This window comes from Peribacillus sp. NPDC096540 (genome assembly GCF_050278525.1).
GTDB lineage: Bacteria > Bacillota > Bacilli > Bacillales > DSM-1321 > Peribacillus.
Genome location: NZ_JBNNTG010000006.1, coordinates 144,523 through 164,804 on the forward strand (window position 1 = coordinate 144,523; position 20,282 = coordinate 164,804).

Annotated in this window: 16 protein-coding genes; 10 read left to right on the forward strand and 6 right to left on the reverse strand. The window is 38.4% G+C overall.

The features are described from left to right. Position 1 precedes the first annotated feature (1 nt). Positions 2-439, forward strand: a complete 438-nt coding sequence (locus ACQKMR_RS08595; RefSeq protein WP_427696921.1) for a hypothetical protein — start codon at positions 2-4, stop codon at positions 437-439. A 7-nt stretch (positions 440-446) separates the two neighbouring features. Here the strand turns inward: ACQKMR_RS08595 and ACQKMR_RS08600 are convergent, their stop codons facing one another. The 3 genes from ACQKMR_RS08600 to exaC form a co-directional block, all read right to left on the reverse strand. Beyond that, a complete protein-coding gene (locus tag ACQKMR_RS08600) occupies positions 447-2,222 on the reverse strand; it encodes a sulfatase-like hydrolase/transferase (protein ID WP_427696922.1) in 1,776 nt (591 codons plus the stop codon). Between the two features lie 529 nt (positions 2,223-2,751). Then, entirely contained in the window at positions 2,752-3,114 is a 363-nt protein-coding gene (locus ACQKMR_RS08605; RefSeq protein ID WP_427696923.1) for a DUF779 domain-containing protein, read from the reverse strand. Between the two features lie 21 nt (positions 3,115-3,135). Then, a complete protein-coding gene (exaC, locus tag ACQKMR_RS08610) occupies positions 3,136-4,656 on the reverse strand; it encodes an acetaldehyde dehydrogenase ExaC (protein ID WP_379154879.1) in 1,521 nt (506 codons plus the stop codon). Positions 4,657-5,252: 596 nt separating this feature from the next. Here exaC and ACQKMR_RS08615 point away from each other — a divergent pair. From ACQKMR_RS08615 to ACQKMR_RS08625, 3 genes are read left to right on the forward strand one after another with little or no spacing between them, the layout of a single operon-like run. Beyond that, positions 5,253-6,029, forward strand: coding sequence for a transporter substrate-binding domain-containing protein (locus ACQKMR_RS08615; protein ID WP_427696924.1), 777 nt, complete (start codon positions 5,253-5,255; stop codon positions 6,027-6,029). A 57-nt stretch (positions 6,030-6,086) separates the two neighbouring features. After that, on the forward strand, positions 6,087-6,731 hold the full coding sequence (locus tag ACQKMR_RS08620) for an amino acid ABC transporter permease (protein ID WP_427696925.1): 645 nt from the start codon (positions 6,087-6,089) through the stop codon (positions 6,729-6,731). Next, complete coding sequence (locus ACQKMR_RS08625) at positions 6,728-7,462, forward strand: amino acid ABC transporter ATP-binding protein (protein ID WP_427696926.1); 735 nt, start codon at positions 6,728-6,730, stop codon at positions 7,460-7,462. The genes ACQKMR_RS08620 and ACQKMR_RS08625 overlap by 4 nt, the downstream gene beginning before the upstream one ends. 397 nt (positions 7,463-7,859) lie before the next feature. On the opposite strand, the gene ACQKMR_RS08630 is transcribed toward ACQKMR_RS08625, so the two are convergent. Then, a complete protein-coding gene (locus ACQKMR_RS08630) occupies positions 7,860-10,367 on the reverse strand; it encodes an NEW3 domain-containing protein (protein ID WP_427696927.1) in 2,508 nt (835 codons plus the stop codon). Between the two features lie 270 nt (positions 10,368-10,637). On the opposite strand from ACQKMR_RS08630, the gene ACQKMR_RS08635 reads away from it, so the two are divergent. The 6 genes from ACQKMR_RS08635 to ACQKMR_RS08660 all read left to right on the forward strand — a co-directional run bounded on the left by ACQKMR_RS08635 (position 10,638) and on the right by ACQKMR_RS08660 (position 18,151). Further along, positions 10,638-11,864: an ROK family transcriptional regulator gene (locus tag ACQKMR_RS08635; RefSeq protein ID WP_427696928.1), complete on the forward strand. Its 1,227-nt coding sequence runs from the start codon at positions 10,638-10,640 to the stop codon at positions 11,862-11,864. Next, positions 11,864-12,955 (forward strand): extracellular solute-binding protein, encoded by a 1,092-nt coding sequence (locus ACQKMR_RS08640; protein ID WP_427696929.1) that lies wholly within the window; start codon positions 11,864-11,866, stop codon positions 12,953-12,955. The genes ACQKMR_RS08635 and ACQKMR_RS08640 overlap by 1 nt, the downstream gene beginning before the upstream one ends. Positions 12,956-12,970: 15 nt before the next feature. Next, positions 12,971-14,083, forward strand: a complete 1,113-nt coding sequence (locus tag ACQKMR_RS08645; RefSeq protein WP_427696930.1) for an ABC transporter ATP-binding protein — start codon at positions 12,971-12,973, stop codon at positions 14,081-14,083. Beyond that, positions 14,080-15,768 carry an ABC transporter permease gene (locus tag ACQKMR_RS08650; protein WP_427696931.1) on the forward strand — a complete coding sequence of 563 codons (1,689 nt, stop codon included), beginning with the start codon at positions 14,080-14,082 and terminating at the stop codon, positions 15,766-15,768. The genes ACQKMR_RS08645 and ACQKMR_RS08650 overlap by 4 nt, the downstream gene beginning before the upstream one ends. A gap of 15 nt (positions 15,769-15,783) precedes the next feature. Beyond that, positions 15,784-17,268, forward strand: a complete 1,485-nt coding sequence (gene argH / locus ACQKMR_RS08655) for an argininosuccinate lyase (protein ID WP_427696932.1) — start codon at positions 15,784-15,786, stop codon at positions 17,266-17,268. Between the two features lie 289 nt (positions 17,269-17,557). Continuing rightward, the gene (locus tag ACQKMR_RS08660) at positions 17,558-18,151 is read left to right on the forward strand and encodes a MepB family protein (protein ID WP_427696933.1); all 594 of its coding nucleotides are present in this window, start codon (positions 17,558-17,560) and stop codon (positions 18,149-18,151) included. A 331-nt stretch (positions 18,152-18,482) separates the two neighbouring features. Here the strand turns inward: ACQKMR_RS08660 and ACQKMR_RS08665 are convergent, their stop codons facing one another. Beyond that, entirely contained in the window at positions 18,483-19,946 is a 1,464-nt protein-coding gene (locus tag ACQKMR_RS08665) for a sodium:solute symporter family protein (RefSeq protein ID WP_427696934.1), read from the reverse strand. Next, positions 19,943-20,143: a DUF3311 domain-containing protein gene (locus ACQKMR_RS08670; RefSeq protein ID WP_427696935.1), complete on the reverse strand. Its 201-nt coding sequence runs from the start codon at positions 20,141-20,143 to the stop codon at positions 19,943-19,945. The genes ACQKMR_RS08665 and ACQKMR_RS08670 overlap by 4 nt, the downstream gene beginning before the upstream one ends. Positions 20,144-20,282 lie beyond the last annotated feature (139 nt).

The following is a 20,282-nucleotide window of genomic DNA, read 5'->3' on the forward strand; positions in this document are numbered from 1 at the left end:
AATGAATAAATTAGAGTCGATTCATGTTTATTTTCCAAGTGTATTAGATCTTGTGCCGTGTAAAGACTATGGAGATTATTTGATAGTAGCTGGAATAGATTTAATGAAGGTAATTCCTTATAGGATAATGCAAGTGAAGAATGTATTTCTTGATGAGTTAAACGGTCATAAAGAGATCATTAGCATGAGAAATATTGATGTTACACTGATTGCTGGGATAGGGAGAAACACCACTCAATATCTTGAATCTGTTAACGACCCTTTACCTAATATAAGGATGGAGCGCACTGTATGGAGTGCTATAAGCAGTAATGCTGGAGATGGAAATGTTATGGTGAGTAGTGTTTTTGTACTAGATGGAGACAAATATTTAATGCAAGGTGACCACATGGAAGTATTGTTTAGAAGTGAATCACTTCTAAGAAAAAAGCTTAGTTAATGTACAACTAAGCTTTATTACACGCTTGATTAAATGGGGATAAACGCTTCTGTTTCCGCTGCTCTTTCAATAGATTCATCATCCAAGCCTGAATGCCTTTTGTATGTTCCGTTGCGTATAAAGGATGTGCAAGATTGCATGTTTCTAAGGGGTCAACTGTTAAATTATATAGCTCGTATTCGTCTTGTATGGGTTCCTTTTTGACCTGAGAAATCCAATGAATCTCCTGATCACAAGCTGTATTATCCCAAATAGGTTGGATGGTTTCATCTCTGATTCCAGGATGACTCCAGAATTGAACGTTGTCAAAATAGCGGGAGAATTTCCATAATTCCTTTTTTCCATTTCGATGCAGTGCTGTAATAATGGACTCAATATGGTTAGGTTGAACAACAGATGGATATGGTTCTCCCAATGGATTTATGTGGTGCTGTCCTCGTGTTACATCATCGTCGGTCATGAAATATATTGTTTCATCAGTTATTGCAGTTTGATTCTGCCCCAAGATAGCGGGAGTCAGATCGCGTCCTACAAAGGGATGGATTTCGCAAAAATTTCTTTGTAATCTTTCATTAATTACTTCCATATCAACATTCGCAAGTCCAAGTAAGGTTGGTAGGAGATCTACATGGCTGGTGAGTGAATGAAAATGTTTATGCTGGGGGAAGAGATGTTGATTATGGATAATGAAAGGAACATGCAAAATTTCTTCGTATGCACAGTACCATTTTTGATGCAGATTTCCGTGTGCACCAAGTAAATCACCATGATCAGAAGTAAATATAACAATAGTATTGTCATAGAAAGGAGAGCGAGTAAGGGCTTCAAATACCTTTAACATTTGCTGGTCTGCTTTTTTTTGCAATTGGTAGTAAAGCTTACGGTAAAAAGACTGATCAAGAATAGGTTGCAGGCATTTGGGATAAATATCCCGATAGCTTGCTTGACATTGAGGTTTCGTAAAAAGAAGCTCGTTTATAGATGGAGGAGGAGCTACTTCTGGAATAATAGATTCCACGTCAAACCGAAACAGAGGCAGATGTGCAGTAAGAGAGCCATATAAAACAATATCGTGCGGGTTCACAAATGATGCGACGACTAGCCAAGGTTTATTATTTTTACCATTATTTTTTTGGTGATTGAGAGACTCAATTAGCTCAATTACTTCATCAGCATAGATTTCGTCTCTTCCGCTTAGACCAATACCAGCCGAAGAGCCGGAGTTTCGAGGATTTTTGCCGTGGGGTTCCGGACCGATCCAATCTGAAAAACCAAAGTTGACTAAACGATTGGTACGAAAATATAACTCTTCCTCCCTTTTGTCCGGTACACCTGTTAATGGATTATAGCTTGAGAGACTTGTGTGCGTACCTGGAATAATAATGTCTTCAAAAGAAATATGCCATTTTCCTTTATAGTAAGTTTGGTAACCGGCAGCGCGAAAGTAATCTCCCATCGTCGGGACGGTGTTTCGATTCAGCCAATACATATCAGAGTCAAAAGGTTCTTTGGCAATTCCGGTTGTCTGGCTGACGCCATGTAGTGAAGGATATTGTCCAGTCAACAACGTTGCGCGACTGGGGCTGCAGGCAGCACTTCCTATATAATGCCTGTGAAATTCTAGTCCGTGTGATTTCAATAGTTCCTGTGTAATGAGGTTTTGTTTGCGCCACTCCTTAATTTCTACGTTTTCATAAACGGGAGGATATCGTTCCTCATCCACGAGGAATACGAGAATGTTAGGTTGTTCAAGTAATCTAGAAGAACGTTGCATATTATTCATAAAAACACATCCTAGGTCAGATATTTATTAAGGTTTATGTTGTGAATGGCCATAATAGTATCGTTTTCCTGTTTCCAACTAGGTGAAACTCAATCGAGAGTTCTTAAAAACCACCTATCCAGTTATCAGGGTCAATAAACTCACTATATTTCATCTATTTTTCAACTCCATTTTTGTAACGCTTTAAAAGTTCTACGGTATTGTAATTAGGTTGTTGACAAGCTGAAATAAGCATCTGCTCCACTTTTTTTTCAAAGGACATATACTTGTCTATTTCTAGACCTGAACCAATTAAGGTGTTTTTTTACTTAGTCTGTTGTTGACTTATATTTTCATTTCAGCATGAAGGAAGGATCAAAAAAACGGTTTAAAAACAGCTTTATGATAAATAAATAGTAATAAAATAGTTCTATTATACATGCGAGACTGCATATTAGCAGGTCATGAAGCTGTAGAGGTGGGTCGTAAATAAAAGGGCCGCCCTCAAAAGTCAATTTTCCCTCGACTTTTGGGACAGCCCTTTCTCATCTTAGAGAAGTTTTTTTACTTCTTCATATTCTTCATCAGTGAAAACATGTGAGTGTGTGATGAAGTGTTTGTCTTCTACGCTATCGAGCGAGAATTCTGGGCCTCGCCCTTCCGTAGCATCGATGATCAGTTGCGTATGCTTCCAATAATCGTATTGGCTTTTATGCATGTAAAAAGGGATATCCCCTATTGAACCGAGAAGGATGTCTGAGTCTCCCAAGAGAAAATCTCCCTCTTTGTAGCACATCGGAGCAGAGCCATCGCAACAGCCACCAGATTGATAAAACATGATAGATCCATGTATCTTTTTAATAGATTCTATTAATGTAAGTGCTTCGTCTGTTGCTGTAACACGTTCTATCATGTTCGATCGTATCCTTTCGATTTAGAAGAATCCTTGCGCGTTTTTATCGTAACTTACTAATAGACATTTTGTTTGTTGATAGTGGTCTAACATCATTGCATGGTTTTCACGACCGATACCTGATAATTTGAAACCACCGAATGCTGCGCCTGCTGGGTATTGGTGATAAGTGTTTGTCCAAACACGTCCAGCTTGGATTCCACGGCCTGCACGGTAAGCAAGATCGCCACTACGTGACCAAACACCAGCTCCTAAGCCGTAAAGAGTATCGTTTGCGATTTCCATTGCTTCATCGAAGTCTTTGAATGTAGTAACAGCAAGTACTGGTCCAAAGATTTCTTCTTGGAAGATGCGCATTTTGTTGTGACCTTTGAATACGGTTGGTTTGATGTAGTTACCATTTTCAAGGGTGTCGCCAAGATGGTTTTCTTCACCGCCGATTAAGCATTCAGCGCCTTCTTCTTTTCCAAGTTGAATGTAAGAAAGGATTTTTTCTTTTTGTTGATTAGAAGCCTGAGCACCCATCATTACTTCAGTATCAAGTGGGTTACCAACTTTAATAGCTTTCACACGTTCTAATGCACGTTCCATAAATTTATCATAAATAGATTCTTGAATTAATGCACGAGAAGGACAAGTACAGATTTCACCAGAGTTTAATGCGAACATGACTAAACCTTCGATTGCTTTATCCAAGTATGAATCATCTTTATCCATAACATCTTCAAAGAATACGTTAGGTGATTTACCACCAAGTTCAAGCGTTACAGGGATTATGTTTTCAGTTGCGTATTGCATGATTTGACGACCAACCGCAGTTGAACCAGTGAATGCGATTTTAGCGATACGCGGGTTTGTAGCAAGTGGTTTACCAACTTCAATACCGAAACCATTCACAATATTAAGAACACCTGCAGGAAGAATGTCTTCAATTAACTCTATTAAAACCATGATGGAAGCTGGAGTTTGTTCAGCTGGTTTTAATACGATACAGTTACCTGCTGCTAATGCTGGGGCGATTTTCCACACAGCCATTAGAATAGGGAAGTTCCATGGAATGATTTGTCCAACAACACCTAGTGGTTCTTGGAAGTGGTAGGCTACTGTATCATTATCCAATTGAGTAGTGCGGCCTTCTTGAGAGCGAATGGCACTAGCAAAATAACGGAAGTGATCGATTGCTAATGGAATATCAGCATTTAATGTTTCGCGCACTGCTTTACCGTTATCCCAAGTTTCGGCTACAGCGATCATTTCTAAGTTTTCTTCTAAACGATCGGCAATCTTATTTAAAATACGAGCACGTTCAGCAGTAGAAGTTTTTCCCCAAGCTTCTTTTGCTGCATGTGCTGCATCTAATGCTATTTCAATATCTTCTGCAGAAGAACGAGCGACTTTAGTAAATACTTCGCCAGTGATTGGAGACTTATTTTCAAAGTATTGGCCATTTACTGGTGTAACCCATTTTCCGCCAATAAAGTTATCATACTTTTCTTTGAAATGGATAACTGCACCTTCTGTATTAGGATTTGCATAGATCATAGTTGTATTTCTCCCCCATTTTTCGTATTGAAAACATATCGGATGTATACGTTTGCATTATTTAGTGTGAAGTTGCTATCTGGATATGTTCTCTATCTCTATAATGTCCTTGTGTATAGAAAAACTCAAGCAATATGAATTTAAAGATAATTAGTGTTATTGGATAAAATGGATATAGATTTTTGATGGAAAGGATATCCCCACTAGCTATAGATATCATTTCACCCTCTAATGCAATTTTGCTTTACATGAACAATTTAAGCTAGAAGTTAATAGATACGATGTTTTTATAATAGTAGTTATTCCTGTATTATTGGCTCTTTCTATAGATAAGGCCAACTATGAAAAAAACATTTATAAAAGAAAATAGCGGAACCTTCATGTAAAAGGAATCTATTCAGGGGGGATATTCGAAATGAAAAGAATAGTTTCTAATTACCATCTATATACAAGATTAGGAAAATCACTCATAAATATTATTTAAAGAAAATAATATTTATCCAGAAAATTCATACTATTATAATACTTTATACTTATGCTATATTATAGGGAGAATTATTTATTATCTGAATAATCTAAGAATTGGAGTGATTTGAATGAAGAAACTTGGTTTAATTAGTATGTTTTTGATTCTTACAATCTTTATCTCAGCTTGTGGAAGCAATGATGAAAAAAATGCAGATGAGAAAGAGAAAAGTCAAAAGGTATATAAAGTTGGTGTGGATACGACTTATCCTCCTTTTGAATTTAAAGAAGGGAACGACTATAAAGGTATTGATATTGAATTAATCAATGCGATAGCGAAAGACCAGGATTTTAAAATCAAATTTTCTCCAATGGATTTCGGTGGAATCATTCCAGCAATGCAAGCCAATCAGCTTGATGTGGCTATTGCAGGAATGAGTATTACAGAGGAAAGAAAAAAGGTAGTTGATTTCTCATCGCCCTATTTTGATGCAGGATTAACAGTAGTTGTTAAAAAAGATAATACAAGTACTAAATCAGTTAAAGATCTTAAAGGAAAAACCATAGCAGTGAAAAAAGGGACAACAGGTGCTAAATATGCACAGGATAATTCTAAGAAACTAGGTATTAAAGTTGTTCAATTTAATGATAGTCCAGCTATGTTCCAGGAAGTAGCAAACGGTAATGCTGATGCTCTTATAGAAGATTATCCTGTTATCTCCTATGCAATTGCTCAAAAAGACCTTGGATTAAAAATTGTAGGTGATCGTTTGAATGGAGATCAGTATGGTATTGCTGTATTGAAAGGGCAAAACCAGGATTTATTGAAAAAAATAAATGATGGTCTTGCTAATCTTAAAAAAGATGGAACATACGATGAAATAATAAAAACTTATCTTGGTGAATAGATTTATGCTCATTAGGCGCGCTTATAGCGCGCTTTCTTTTTCTAAGGGGTGAATAGAATGGATATAATTGTTGCGGCATTGCCTATGTTATTAAAAGGACTTCAGGTGACACTTTATATCTTTGTGATTGCCATTATCCTAGGTTTTATGATTGGTTTAGTGGTGGCCTTGCTGCGACTTGCTCCCATCAAGATCTTGAACTGGATTGCAAAGGTTTATGTGGATGCAATACGAGGAACGCCATTTATTGTGCAATTGTTCTTTATATATTTCGGTGTGAATTCACTAAATTTGATTTCTTTAAACAGTACTACAGCTGGAATAATTACCGTTGCCGTTAATGCAGGGGCATATTTTGCTGAGATAATAAGAGCAGGGATTCAATCCATCGATAAAGGACAAACAGAAGCGGCAAGATCAATCGGTTTCACTGGTACTCAAACAATGCGATATGTAGTGCTGCCACAAGCCTTTAGAAGGATGCTTCCTACGATTACGAACCAATCGATCATTAGTTTAAAAGATACTTCTCTATTATCCGTCATCGGTATAGCGGATTTAACACAGCAAGGGCAGATTCAGGCCTCGGCCACCTTTGAAGCGTTCAAGATTTGGCTAGTTGTTGGCGTGATTTACTTTATCATCATCTATTTGTTAACCCTTGTTGCTAACTTCATAGAAAGGAGGGTACAAGTTCGATGAGTATCATTACTGTAAAAAACCTGAGAAAATCATTTGGAACTGTCGAGGTTTTAAAAGATATTAATGCAGAAGTGAAAGAAAAGGAAGTAATTTGTGTAATAGGACCTTCTGGATCTGGTAAGAGTACATTTCTGCGTTGCCTGAATCTTCTTGATGAAATTACGGGCGGTGAGGTGGTCATTAACGGACATGATATTACTGACCCTAAAGCGAAAATCAATATAAACAAAGTTAGACAAGAGGTGGGAATGGTTTTTCAACATTTCAATCTATTCCCTCATAAAACCGTGTTGGAAAACATTACGTTGGGGCCTATTAAAATTCGTGCCACTGAAAAAGCGGAAGCGGGAAGATTAGCGCTTGAGTTACTGGATAAGGTTGGGCTAAGGGAAAAAGCAAATAGCTATCCAGGAGAACTATCCGGAGGACAAAAACAACGGGTTGCCATCGCAAGGGCATTGGCCATGAATCCGAAGATTATGCTATTCGACGAGCCGACTTCTGCACTTGACCCAGAAATGGTCGGAGATGTTTTAGAAGTAATGAAACAACTTGCTAAAGAAGGTATGACAATGGTCGTTGTTACCCATGAAATGGGCTTTGCCCGGGAAGTTGGAGACCGTGTCATATTCATGGACGGAGGGTATATTGTAGAAGAAAATGAACCGAATGAATTATTCGGTAACCCTCAGCATGTGAGAACCAAAGCCTTCTTAAGTAAGGTGCTTTAGGCAGGTAGAAATGCATATCACTTAAGAGGTAATAGCTTATAAAACTCACCGACGTTGAAGTTAAAATAAATTAAAGTTGTGCATAACGTGTGGACAAAGGAAAGAGAGAAAAAGGAGCAATCCTAATCCCTCAAGACTTTCTCCTATCCTTGTGCATAACTTTTTTTGTTTTAGAGGTAAAGGTTAATCGTGTTCCGCAGTTTTCAATTTTCCCTGAAAATTTTTTCAAATGTATTTCTTTGATAAGGGAGGTTGGGGATTTTGTCAAATAAATAATCGAATTGAAAATAGACAAGTGATATAAGGTGCAGGATCTATCAGAAAGCGCGCCTAGCTTCAATCATTAATGCAAAAAAGTAACCTATGCATTCAACACCTGCACAGGTTACTTCTCTAGTTACTGGGCCCCGTAACTAATCAAGTTCGTCATGATTCGATATCCTCCTGGAACCTGGCTTTGAATTTGGCGGTAGAGGACAAGGTTGGTGTAGAGATAGGTTCCTTTACCGTAATTAGCCATTAGGATTCCGCCATCAAATGGTTCTTCATTTGGATCAGACATAGAAATGAAAGTTTCAAATCGTTCGTCCCATTTCATTGGGAAGTACAATCCTCTTTCTTGAACCCAATTGTTCCAATCGTCCGTTGTTATTTTGTTTGGATAATTGAAAAGCGCTGATTCTGGTTTCAATATATTTACTGTCGCTTTTTCATCGGTTACTCTCCAGCGAATGGAGGGATTTCCGATTGTAAGTGGATATGGAGCAGTCGTCAGGGCATCCCATCCATCACCCGGTTTGTGGTATTGCACGACAAGGTGACCGCCATTTTCTACATATTTTAGTAAGCGTGCGTTATTTGTCTTTAGATCCTCTCGAGATAGATAGGCACGTATGCCTGTAACAATGGTGTCGTATTGGCTCAAATCACCTAATGCTAAATCATCAGCTGTTAGCTTTGTAATATTAAGACCTGCGTTGCTTAAGTAATCGGCTACTTTGTCAAATCCACTCTCAATGTAACCCACTTTTAGTTTAGCAGGCATTAAAAGCTCAAATGCAACGGTGTTGATTGCAGCTGGATATTGGTAATAGAATGTTCCGATATGGTCATAGGAAATTTCTTGAATGGTAGAATCAAAGGTTTTTCCATTGACAGTAGCTTCTGCTTTAAGCTGATATTCACCATTTTGAATTGTCTTCGGTGGTGTAAGGATGAATTTTACTTGTTTTTCTTCTGATTTTTCATTAAATGATACGGTTGCTTTTTTAGGTGAAACTTTCCAATTTTCAGGGATGTTTAAAGCCACATTTGCTAATGTTTTTCCTTCTGTATAATTTTTTACAGTTACGGTTACTGGTATTTCTTCCTGTACATCTGCTGTGTTTACCACGATGTCTTCAGGAGAAAGGGTAAGACCTACATCAGGAAGGACAGCGATTGTTCCTTCCAATTCTTCTGTGATGGTAGTCTTGGTTTTACCGGATTCATATGAAATGTTGGTTGAAATTGCTGATGTGTCATAAGCATGGTAATAGGTAGCATCTTTTGGAACGTTAATCTGGTAGGTGATGGTCTCTGATTTATTTGGTGCTAGATTGACTGCTTTAGTTTTTGTTTTAGCTTTCCATCCTTTAGGCACGTTCAATTTAGCAGAGACTTTTTTCAATGTTTGTTTTCCGGTATTCTTCACTGTTACGGTTACGTTTGTGTTTTGACCTTTTGTAAGGATCGTGGAGTCTGATTTTGCTTGAACATATAGCCCTGAGGAGACATAACTAACGTTTTGTAATTGCTCTTCTTTTAATGAAAGCTTATGAAGCAAGTCGTTCTTCAACTCAGGGCCTAGCTTTGCCTTTTTAATTTGCGAAGTAAGTGATCGTACATGAGAAAGAGCTGTTTGGGATGTTGTGAAAACACGTTGTTCATTCGGATATGCCGCAACAACATCGTTTAAATCCCGTTGTACATTTTTAAACTCAGATTTTAATTTTGAAGCTGAGACTGGGATTTTATCAGCCCAGTCGGTAAAATTATAAGGTACGCCTGCAAAAAGGTCTGACTGTCCATTCGTATCAACGGCACTTTGTTTCAAATCTAGATGAACCTGGCGAGGTGCTGCAGGGATATCAGAGCCCATTCCTTGGCTTTTATGCAGATAGCGGGATTGTTCTCCAAGCTGTGGATAAGTCATGCCGTATATTGGGTCATAGGTACCGATTTCAATGGATGTGGTGGCTTTATCTGCGAAGGAAACAGGTAAATATAACTTTTTAACTTGCCATACCGATAGACCTTGTTTCAATTGTTGTGGAAAAATAGATGGGTCGGCCGCATCCTTAAAAGCTCTTTCACTTAAGATTGTCATTGTGCGATGATGTCCATGCTGGGTATCATCATTTTGGAAGGATGGCATCAATATATCAGGCTGATATGTTCGGATAAACCGGATAAGCCGTTCATACGTGAGTTCCTCGCCCCATTTTTCTAATGTTTCTTCTGGTGTTTTCGAGAAGCCGAAATCATAGATGGGATCAGAGGTTGTTTCACTGAGATGATAGGCTTTAACCCCGGTAATTTTTGCAGCTTCTATCATTTCTCTTGAACGGATAATTCCAAGAGCATTGTCCAGTTCATCCCCAATTTCATTTTGTCCGCCCTCACCCCTGTTTGCAATCAGGCTGGATGTCTTCACACCTAACCCTCTCGATAAATAGGCGAGAAAGTCGCTGCGCTCATCATCTGGATGGGCACCGCTGTTTAAGAATGTAACAGTTGTCTCGAGTGGCTTGACCGCATTCCATAACTCAACATTAGGTTTTTCTTTTTTTGCTGCGCTACCTGCGAGTGGCAATAGAGAAAAAACTAACAAAAGTGAAAGCAAAGGTACCAAAATTTTTTTCATGCCTTCCTTTAACCCCTTTCAATTTTAATAAAAAACCTAAGCTTCTTTGAAGAATATGAAAAGTAGGTTAGTAATATTACCTAACTAACTTGATAAAAAGCTTATCTAATAATTAACATAATAGGTTATAATTGTAAATGAATCGAAATAACTATTAAAAACAGAGTATTCATAATAATCAAAAAACACCTTGTACTTAAACTTTATTTAAGTTATATTTTTACTTAATTAGTAAGATTTACTAACTAAATAATGTAAGGCCGTGATTTTATGAGTTTTAAGCGAACACCCAATCATCAAAAATACGTAAATAAAAAAAGAATTATCCAATGCATCCAAGAATGTTCATCCATTTCAAGGGCTGAAATCGCTGTTAAGCTTCAGCTTAGTAAACCGACTGTTTCTCTGGTTGTAGATGAACTTATACAGGAGAAATGGGTATTTGAGAAAGGAATAGGAGAGTCCTCTTCTCAAGGGGGGAGACGGCCAATCCAGCTCTTTTTCAATGAGCGAGCCGCATATATCATAGGAACCGATATTGGCGGAACAAAAGTGAAAATCGTTTTATGTGATTTAAGTGGCAACATCCTTGCTGATACTAGTTTTTCAACAAATATTTATCTACAATCAGGTCTTCTTAAACAAATGGCTATTGAAACAGATCGGTTAATTGCAAAGAATCAGATCCCGAAAGACAGGATTTTAGGGATGGGAGTTGGGATTCCTGGTATTACGCAAACAGCAAGTGGATTAGTAATTGAGGCACCGAGTTTAGGGTGGATACAGTATCCGTTTATAGCCGAAGCGAAACGGTATTTTGATTTCCCTATTTTTGTCGACAATGATGTAAATGCTGCTGCTTTAGGTGAACAGTGGCTAGGGAACGCACAGAATAAGCGAAATGTGCTGTTTATTGCAGTTGGCACAGGGATAGGAAGCGGCATTATCTTGAATAACCAGTTATACAGAGGAGCTTCGAGTGCAGCTGGAGAAATGGGATATATGGTAACTAATAAAGAGGATATGAAGCGTGAATTCAAGCCGATTTTCCACAGATATGGCTATTTGGAAAGTGTTGCAGGAGGAAAGTCCATTGGTGCTCATTTTACTAGAGCAGTTCTCAAGGATCCTCATCATTCTTTTTTTGAACGGGCCCAGTCTTCGGAACTATCAGGTGAGGATGCTTTTTTGTTCGCAAAAAAAGGAGACTCGACAGCTATAGCTGTCATTAATGACGCCATCGAACATTTAGCCTACGGAATTGTCAATGCAGCTAGCTTGCTAAATCCAGAGGTCATTATTTTAGGAGGTGGTGTATTAAATTCATCTGAATACATTTTACCTAGAATTCGAGAGATCGTTGATCGATATCTTCCAAGTTTAGTAGAAATGAAAACTTCACAACTGGGAGAAAACGCAGGAGTTTTGGGAGCGGTTTCCCTATTTTTAAGAGAACATGATAGCATTTTGAATTTTCATAATGAGGGGGATTATTAATGAATAATAAGAAAAAGTCGTTTGTTTCAGTGCTAACCTTATCGGCAGCTTTATTGATTTCTGGATGTAGCAGTACAGATACAAAAACGAATTCGAATGCAGGCGGTGCCAAAGAAGAAAAAAGTGAATTAGAAGATAAGATTGTAGTTTATTCACCGCATGGAAAAGATATTTTATCAAAATTCGAGACTCAGTTTGAAGAAAAATATAGCATTGATGTTGAGTGGCTTGACATGGGGTCTCAGGAAATCCTTGACCGTGTTCGATCAGAGAAAAATAATCCGCAGGCAGATGTTTGGTGGGGAGCACCTTCCACGAACTTTAACCAAGCAAAGGATGATGGGCTGCTAGCTGCTTACCAACCTACCTATTCTGATAGTCTTGATGAAGGGTTCCACGATTCAGAATGGTATTGGACAGGAACGAGCCAGACTCCAGAAGTCATCATGTATAACAGCAAGGAACTATCAAAAGACGAAGTACCAAAAGATTGGGATGAGCTGCTTGATCCGAAATGGAAAGATGAAATTATCATTCGCTATCCATTAGCATCCGGAACGATGAGGACGATTTTTTCTTCAATGATTTATCGCACGTATAAGGATACAAATGATCCTCAAGAGGGCTATGAATGGTTAACGAAGCTCGACCAAAATACAAAAGAATATTCAGCCAACCCGGAAATGATGTATAACAAAGTAGCCAAAGGAGAGGGCTCACTATCTGTTTGGGCAATGCCGGACGTTGTCATGCTTAAAGAAAATAAAAACTATCCGTTTGAGTTTGTTATTCCAGAAAGCGGAACACCGGTGTTGACAGAAGGAATTGCCATCGTTGAAGGTGCCAAGCATCCAAAAGCAGCTGAAGCGTTTTATGAGTTTGTGAACTCACCAGAAGCTGCGAAAATTTTAGCTGAAGAATTTTACCGGATTCCGACAAGAAGTGATGTGACGGATTTACCTGAATGGATCACGGACACAGATATTAAAACGATGGATATTGATTGGGATGTTTTCCAAGAAAAAGGTGACGAGTGGATGAAATATTGGGACGAAAATATTAAAAGTGGAGATAAAGAAATTAAAGAATAAGGAAGTGTCGTTGGGATGGCGTCAATAAAAATAGAGAATGTCCAAAAAGCCTTCGGAAAAACGATAGCTATCGATCATTTAAATCTGGAAATCAAAGACGGTGAGTTTTTTACCTTTTTAGGTCCAAGTGGCTGCGGCAAAACGACAACCCTTCGGATGATTGCTGGGTTTTATTATCCAACAAAGGGTGTCGTCCGATTTGGTGACAAAGATATGACGCGAGTACCTCCGGAGAAAAGAAATACTGGCATGGTTTTTCAAAACTATGCCCTTTTTCCTCACATGACGGTTTTTGAAAATGTAGCCTTTGGATTGCGCGTGAGAAAAGTTTCTTCAAGCGATTTAAAGGGGAAAGTGCTGGATGCACTTCGCAAAGTCAGGCTGGAGAACTACTCGGATCGTCAAGTGAGTCAGTTAAGCGGAGGACAGCAGCAGCGTGTAGCCCTTGCGAGAGCACTTGTTATTGAACCGGAAATATTACTGTTGGATGAACCATTAAGTAATTTGGATGCCAAGCTCCGTGATGAGATGAGAGCAGAAATCTTAAGGCTGCAGCGTGATTATAAGATTACGACCATTTATGTCACACATGATCAGGCAGAGGCATTATCCATGAGTGATCGGATCGCCGTGTTCAATTTTGGCGTGTGTCACCAGGTCGGGACTCCGGCAGAAATTTATAATCAGCCCGCTAATGATTTTGTGGCGAGTTTTATTGGTGAGATTAATCTATTGTCCGTTCAAGTGAAGAACGTTCAACAAGAGAATATAGTGGTTACCCTAGAAAACGGTGAAGAACCGGTAAAATTAATTGTACATAATCACACTAATGAAGGAGAGTTAATTCAACAGAATGAAGAGAACCTTGCAGTTTCGATTCGTCCTGAAGCAATCCGTATTCTTGATACGGTCGAAAAAGGAACAAATATTTTAAAAGGAAAAATCGAATCTGTCCAATTCTTTGGATCTGTTGTGAATGTGATGGTGGATGTTCATAACGTGTTACTGAGGGTGGACGTGTTAAACACGCATGAATTCGGATACTTTTATCAAGGGAAGGAAGTGTATGTACAACTTCCGGAGAAACAACTGCGCCTCATCCCGGTCATAAGCGGTGATGCTCCATGATTAAAAATCGTGATACAAGGTTGACGATTTGGCTTCTTATACCAGTTGTATTAGTGCTCGTTGCATATGTTCTTTATCCATCATTGAGAACCTTTTTCGAAAGTTTGCAAAAAGACGGATCGATATCTTTCGGAAATTATCAGGATTTCTTCGTGCAGGAATCGAAAACGAACTTAGAAGCTCTTTGGAACTCTGTTTATATATCTATTTTGAGTGTATTGGCTAGTGCCTTGATTGGTATTCCGCTTGCGATTATTTTTAACCGTTACGATTTTCCAGGCAGAAGCTTCTTTTCAACAGCAGCGATTTTGCCGATTGTTCTTCCATCATTGGTGGGGGTAATGGCCTTTATGTTTTTATATGGAGAATCAGGATTAATTCCAAATGCTATTAAGGATTTGTTTGGTCTTGATAAAGTTCCTTTTAAAATTGGCGGGGTTTCGGGAATCCTGATCGTGCATGCCTATACGATGTATGTATATTTTTATATGACCGTATCCGCTGCAATCAATAAAATTGATCCGTCTCTAGAAGAAGCTGCTTATAACTTAGGAGCGAATAAATTCAAGGTATTTTGGAGGGTGACATTTCCATTATTAACACCTGCCATCGTTGCGGCATCTTTACTTGTATTCATGATTTCAATGGCTTCATTCAGTGCCCCGTTTTTATTAGCCGGTGGGTACCGGGTGTTGAGCTTGCAAATATATTTTTCAAAGATTAATGGGGATATGGAAATTGCTGCTACTCAATCTGTAATACTTTCCATTGTTTCGATTTCATTTCTATTATTTATGCGTTGGTATCAGAATAGAAAAGATTACCGTATGGCTTCGAAAGGAATCGGGGCACATAGGAGTGAAGTGAAAAATCCGCTTATGAAGTGGGTGATGGTTGTAACAGGTATCATCGGCGTACTTATTCTGCTTTTACCGCACTTTACGATTCTATTACTTTCACTTGTGCCGGATGGAACCTGGACGTTTCAAACGTATCCAACAGTATTTAATGTAGAAAATTACCGGCTTTTGTTTGAAGATCCTAATATCTTTAAACCGTTACGAAATAGTTTACTAATGGCTGTTATTGCCACACTAGCAAATTTGGTGTTTGGGGTCATCGCGTCCTATGTTCTTGTCAAACGGAAATTCGTTGGGAAAAGCTTTATTGATATTCTAGTCATGATTCCGTGGGCCTTGCCTGCAACGGTTATTGGGATGAACTTGATATTCGCATTTAATGAACCTAGCGTTTTTTCTTTCGGTCATATATTAGTAGGAACATTTTGGATTTTACCCCTTGCCTATTTCATTAGACATATTCCACTTGTTGTCCGCTCAACTAACGCCGTTCTGGAGCAGCTTGATGACTCGATTGAGGAAGCAGCAAGAAACTTGGGGGCAAAGTGGTTTTATACCTTCAGAAAGGTCATTTTACCGATTATTATGCCGGGTGTTTTATCAGGGACATTATTAGCCTTTATCGAGTCTGTAGGAGAATTCCCAACCTCAGTCCTATTGTATACGATTTCTAACAGACCTATATCTATTGAAATTATGAATCAGCTTCGGATGTTCAATATGGGGCAGGCTGCTGCCTATGGGATGATTCAAATCACGCTGATTGTTATTGTTCTCTTTATTTCGAACAAGTTTTTTGGAATCAAAGCAGAAAAAGCCTTATAAATCGGGGGTACAAAGATGAGCAAGCTGGATGAATTTATCAAAAATGAAGGTAGTGTTTTTCCAGGAAAAACATATGTAGAAGAGCTTTTAATGCCCGTTTTTAATGATCAAAGAGATTACTTATTTCATGTGATGTTCGATATTCATCGCGCACATGTGATCATGCTTTCAGAACAAAAGATTATTAAAGAAGAAGAAGCAAAAATTATGCTGAAGGGGATTCGGAAAGTGGCTCAAACAGATCTCACTCTCCTGACCTATCAACCTCAATTCGAAGACTTATTTTTCATGATGGAGGCAAAGATTGGCGAAGAAATCGGTCATGAGCTTGCAGGAAAGATTCATATCGGTCGCAGTCGTAATGATATGGGAGTTGCAATGTATCGGCTAGTTTTGAGAGGCCATCTTCTTCAATTAATTGGCTATGCAGACCAATTGAGTGAGTCATTATTAGTGCAAGCTGAAAAGCATATAGAAACCTATATTACCGGTTACACGCATACTCAGCCAGCTCAGCCGACTACATTAGGCCATTACTTTCTAGCCATTTATGATGTACTTCAAAGAGATATTGGACGGTTATGGGCAGCTTATGAAACGGTGAACCAATCCCCTCTGGGAGCGGCCGCATTAACCACAACTGGTTTTCCAATCAGCCGGGATCGTACCGCTGAACTGCTTGGCTTTGAGGCGGTTGTTGAAAATTCCTATGACTCGATTGGAGGGGCCGATTATTTATTAGAAACTGCAACTGCAATTATGACGTGCATGGTCAATACTGGAAGATGGATTCAAGATTTTTTACAGCATGTGACAAGGGAGTTTGGTACATTTTATGTAGCAGATCCTTATGTTCAAGTAAGCAGTATCATGCCGCAAAAAAGAAATCCAGTATCAATTGAACATTCCCGATCGATTGCCAGCAGTGCGTATGGAGATGCGCTTGCCGCAATAAATATGATCCACAATACTCCATTTGGCGATATCGTCGATACGGAAGATGATTTACAACCCCATTTATATCGAGCATTTTCGAATGCAGGCCGTGTCATGAAACTAATGTATGCAGTCATATCAACCTTGAAAGTAAATGAAGAACATACAAAAAAAATGGCCGCAAAATCTAGTATCACGGTTACTGAATTAGCAGATACTCTATCAAGAGATTATGAGATATCATTTAGGAAAGCTCATTCCATAGCTAGTCATATCGCCAAACGGTCGATAAGTGAAGGGAAAGAGTTATATGACTGGGACACAAAAGACATTAACAAGATTATTAATGAATTCGTTTCAGTGAATATAGCAGAAGACGAATGGAAAAAAATCATCTCTCCCGAATATTTTGTGGAGATTAGAAGCATTCAAGGAGGGCCTAGCCCGAAAGAGGTTTCGAGGATGATTGTGAATAGAAAACAAAAACTAGAAAAACAGGTGCAGGAATATAAAGAAATTGTTAAAGCTTTGAATGATAGAAGGAAGGCTTTAGTGGAGTATTGAGGTTGCAGCTTTGGAAAATCCCGTAATCAGAACAAGTGGAAAAGTCAGCATAATGATTAAAGGCCTGGGAGGAAGTTGCCTGGGTTTTTTTAGGTTCATTCCATTTTATTTAAATGTCATCTAACTATTTACAGGGCTAGGGCTCTGATAAATAATGCTGTTGATAATTGAATGTAGCGAACGAATGTTCTAAAATGAAAGAACAGAACGAGAGTGAGGTGTATCGAATGGCTTTGTAAGAGAATATAGTAAAATGACTAGAAAGCTTTAAAATGGAGGATTAGAACAGATGGATGAGAAAAATCAAGAATTATTAGAATCAGATCTCAGCGTTCAAAATTCGGGGGCTTCCTCTGACACAATTCATAGTGACCTTCTTGCAACAAAGGAACTTGTTTATAGCCCTTGCAGGTTTGAGTTCTCACAACCACTAATAGAGGCACAAAACGCTGAATATGGAGCCTATATATTCAAGTTGAATACCCTTTCCATTAGATTTCGTGTGGCTAAAATCACACCTACAAAGGTTGGACAATTTGTGACTTTGTGGGAGAGAATTGGGGATGGAGCGATTCAACCATATGACATATCAGATCCAGTTGATTTGTTTGTTATTAGTACTCGCAAAGGTAATAACTTTGGTCAGTTTGTATTTCCAAAAGCTGTTTTATTTGATCAGAATATAGTATCTAATAAAGGTAAAGGTGGTAAACGAGCAATACGCGTTTACCCACCTTGGGACAAGCCTACTAGCCGTCAGGCACAAAAAACTCAGATATGGCAGCTAAAATATTTCATAGAGATACCTATAAATACACCAATAGACTGTGTTCGTGTTCAAATGCTTTACAGTCCAAATCACGCAAGTCAATTAGAAAAATAATTATGATCTCTATGGATTTGGGAATATGTACAATTGAGTCGTAATAATTTGATGAATTTTCAACATTATCGTTTAACATAGTAAAGAATAAAAGAATCTGCTGATTACCATGACTCATGCTGTCACTCATTACTCATGTACTAAGAGAAAAATAGACGGTAAAGGGAGAAAAACTCCAAAAAAAGAAGTGTGTATCCTTTATGGGGTATGGGATACATAACAATCGAAAGGCTCAGTCTTTTGAACCTTTCGATTGTATAATTTACGGTGCATTTTTAATCCCCAAAAACCACATCAAAGAAGTACTTCATATATCGTTAACAGATTTAGATTATTTTGCGGGATCTAGAACCGAGAGCTTTCTGAATGCGAGACTTACCGTAATCATAACAAAGAAATTCACCACTAAGGCAATGATTCCAACATTCAAATCTTTCGCTGCCTGTGGTAAGGATGGAAACATGGTACCTATTGTTGAATGACTAAGCGTAATGTAGGTTACGATAGCCAATCCGCAGATGATCCCGGAAATTGCTCCATATTTATTAATGGTATTAGTTTTTTTCAGGCTAAAGAGAAGAGACGGAAATAACTGTGTGATAAGACTGTATCCCATGAGAATTAATGCAGACATCGTTTCGCCGCCGTTTAAGGTAAAGTAGACTGCTATTAATGCAATAACAGGAACGAGGAACTTTGCTAATCTTACAACGTTCCGATCGGATACTGCAGGTGCAAATTCCTTATAGACGTTTTTCGCGAGCAGTGTAGCAACACTCATTAAAAGCATGGATCCTGGTACTAATGCGGTCAGCATTCCAGCTCCGCCGATTATGCCTATAAACCATGGATCAAAGGTCTCGATCGAAAGGCGCAGTAATGAGAGGTCTGCATCTGCCCCAACGAGTCCAGGAACTTTCAATATAGCTGTAAATCCTACAAAAAAGACAAATAACAACATGAGCGTATATAACGGGCTGATAATAGCATTTTTACGAAATACTTTCCCGCTGCGCGCCGAATAGACAGCGCTGAAAACTTGGGGCCACATGTAAAAACCAAATACAAGCAATATTACCGTGGAGATAAACCATGAAACACTAAGCCCCTGTTCAGGAAGCTTTAGAAAACCAGGCTTGGCTGCATTTACGGCCTCAAACATCGGTTGAAAACCACCAAAGTAATGAATAGGAAGATAAATTCCTAAGAATCCTATAATCACGATCATCATGATATCTTTAATGACTGCTGTCCAAACTGAGCCGTGTATTCCAGAAATCATAACATAAATGGTAAGGCTGATTGCTCCCATCCAAACCGCGGTAGACATTGAAATTGCTCCATAAGATGCTTCTGAAACAATAATCCCTAATCCTTTAAGTTGCACGACAATCACTGGAATCATCGATACCACACCGACAAGTGCTGCCAGAATTCCTAAACTTGGGCTCTTATACTTGCTTACAAAGAAATCAGATTGAGACATTAGACTATTTTCTTTGGCATATTTCCATATTTCCGGAAGAAGCCAATATGACAATACATAAGACAAAGTAATGTAAATAAGGACGTATAAAGCGGGTGCACCCTTACCATAAGCCCAGCCGCTGCCGCCAAGAAAGGAAAAAGTCGTATAAATTTCTCCAGCCATCAATAGAAAGACGAATATAGCACCAAAACCACGGCCTCCAACTGTCCATTGTTCCAAATTCATGTCTTTTCCTTTTGAAGATCGAATACCTAAAAAGATTGATAAAAGTAAAAATCCTAAAATAATTAAGAGGGAAATATTCATTCCTGGTCACCTTCCCGATTTCTGGGGTCCAACTTATACATAATGCCCAAAATAACGGAAGTAAGGACCACCCACATAGCCATCCAAAACATATTAAAAGGCAACCCTAATACATAAGGTTCTATTCTGTTAACAAAAGGAAGAAATCCTAATATGCCTATAAACGGAACTAGAGTAAGTATATATATAATCTTCATTAATCAAACCCCTCCATTCTATTCTAAATGAAAGTCATTCATATCGACTTAAAGTACCTCACTATTTTAATATAAAATTTACTGTGGATGCAGTATATTTTTAGTAGCACTTCTCTGTGTTAGCAAAATAAACTGAAAA

Coding starts and splice junctions, on each gene's coding strand:
- ACQKMR_RS08640 (WP_427696929.1), top strand. CDS start 11,864: ATGAATAATAAGAAAAAGTCGTTTGTTTCAGTGCTAACCTTATCGGCA.
- ACQKMR_RS08665 (WP_427696934.1), bottom strand. CDS start 19,946: ATGAATATTTCCCTCTTAATTATTTTAGGATTTTTACTTTTATCAATC.
- ACQKMR_RS08595 (WP_427696921.1), top strand. CDS start 2: ATGAATAAATTAGAGTCGATTCATGTTTATTTTCCAAGTGTATTAGAT.
- ACQKMR_RS08620 (WP_427696925.1), top strand. CDS start 6,087: ATGGATATAATTGTTGCGGCATTGCCTATGTTATTAAAAGGACTTCAG.
- ACQKMR_RS08600 (WP_427696922.1), bottom strand. CDS start 2,222: ATGAATAATATGCAACGTTCTTCTAGATTACTTGAACAACCTAACATT.
- ACQKMR_RS08605 (WP_427696923.1), bottom strand. CDS start 3,114: ATGATAGAACGTGTTACAGCAACAGACGAAGCACTTACATTAATAGAA.
- argH (WP_427696932.1), top strand. CDS start 15,784: ATGAGCAAGCTGGATGAATTTATCAAAAATGAAGGTAGTGTTTTTCCA.
- exaC (WP_379154879.1), bottom strand. CDS start 4,656: ATGATCTATGCAAATCCTAATACAGAAGGTGCAGTTATCCATTTCAAA.
- ACQKMR_RS08615 (WP_427696924.1), top strand. CDS start 5,253: ATGAAGAAACTTGGTTTAATTAGTATGTTTTTGATTCTTACAATCTTT.
- ACQKMR_RS08645 (WP_427696930.1), top strand. CDS start 12,971: ATGGCGTCAATAAAAATAGAGAATGTCCAAAAAGCCTTCGGAAAAACG.
- ACQKMR_RS08630 (WP_427696927.1), bottom strand. CDS start 10,367: ATGAAAAAAATTTTGGTACCTTTGCTTTCACTTTTGTTAGTTTTTTCT.
- ACQKMR_RS08670 (WP_427696935.1), bottom strand. CDS start 20,143: ATGAAGATTATATATATACTTACTCTAGTTCCGTTTATAGGCATATTA.
- ACQKMR_RS08635 (WP_427696928.1), top strand. CDS start 10,638: ATGAGTTTTAAGCGAACACCCAATCATCAAAAATACGTAAATAAAAAA.
- ACQKMR_RS08660 (WP_427696933.1), top strand. CDS start 17,558: ATGGATGAGAAAAATCAAGAATTATTAGAATCAGATCTCAGCGTTCAA.
- ACQKMR_RS08650 (WP_427696931.1), top strand. CDS start 14,080: ATGATTAAAAATCGTGATACAAGGTTGACGATTTGGCTTCTTATACCA.
- ACQKMR_RS08625 (WP_427696926.1), top strand. CDS start 6,728: ATGAGTATCATTACTGTAAAAAACCTGAGAAAATCATTTGGAACTGTC.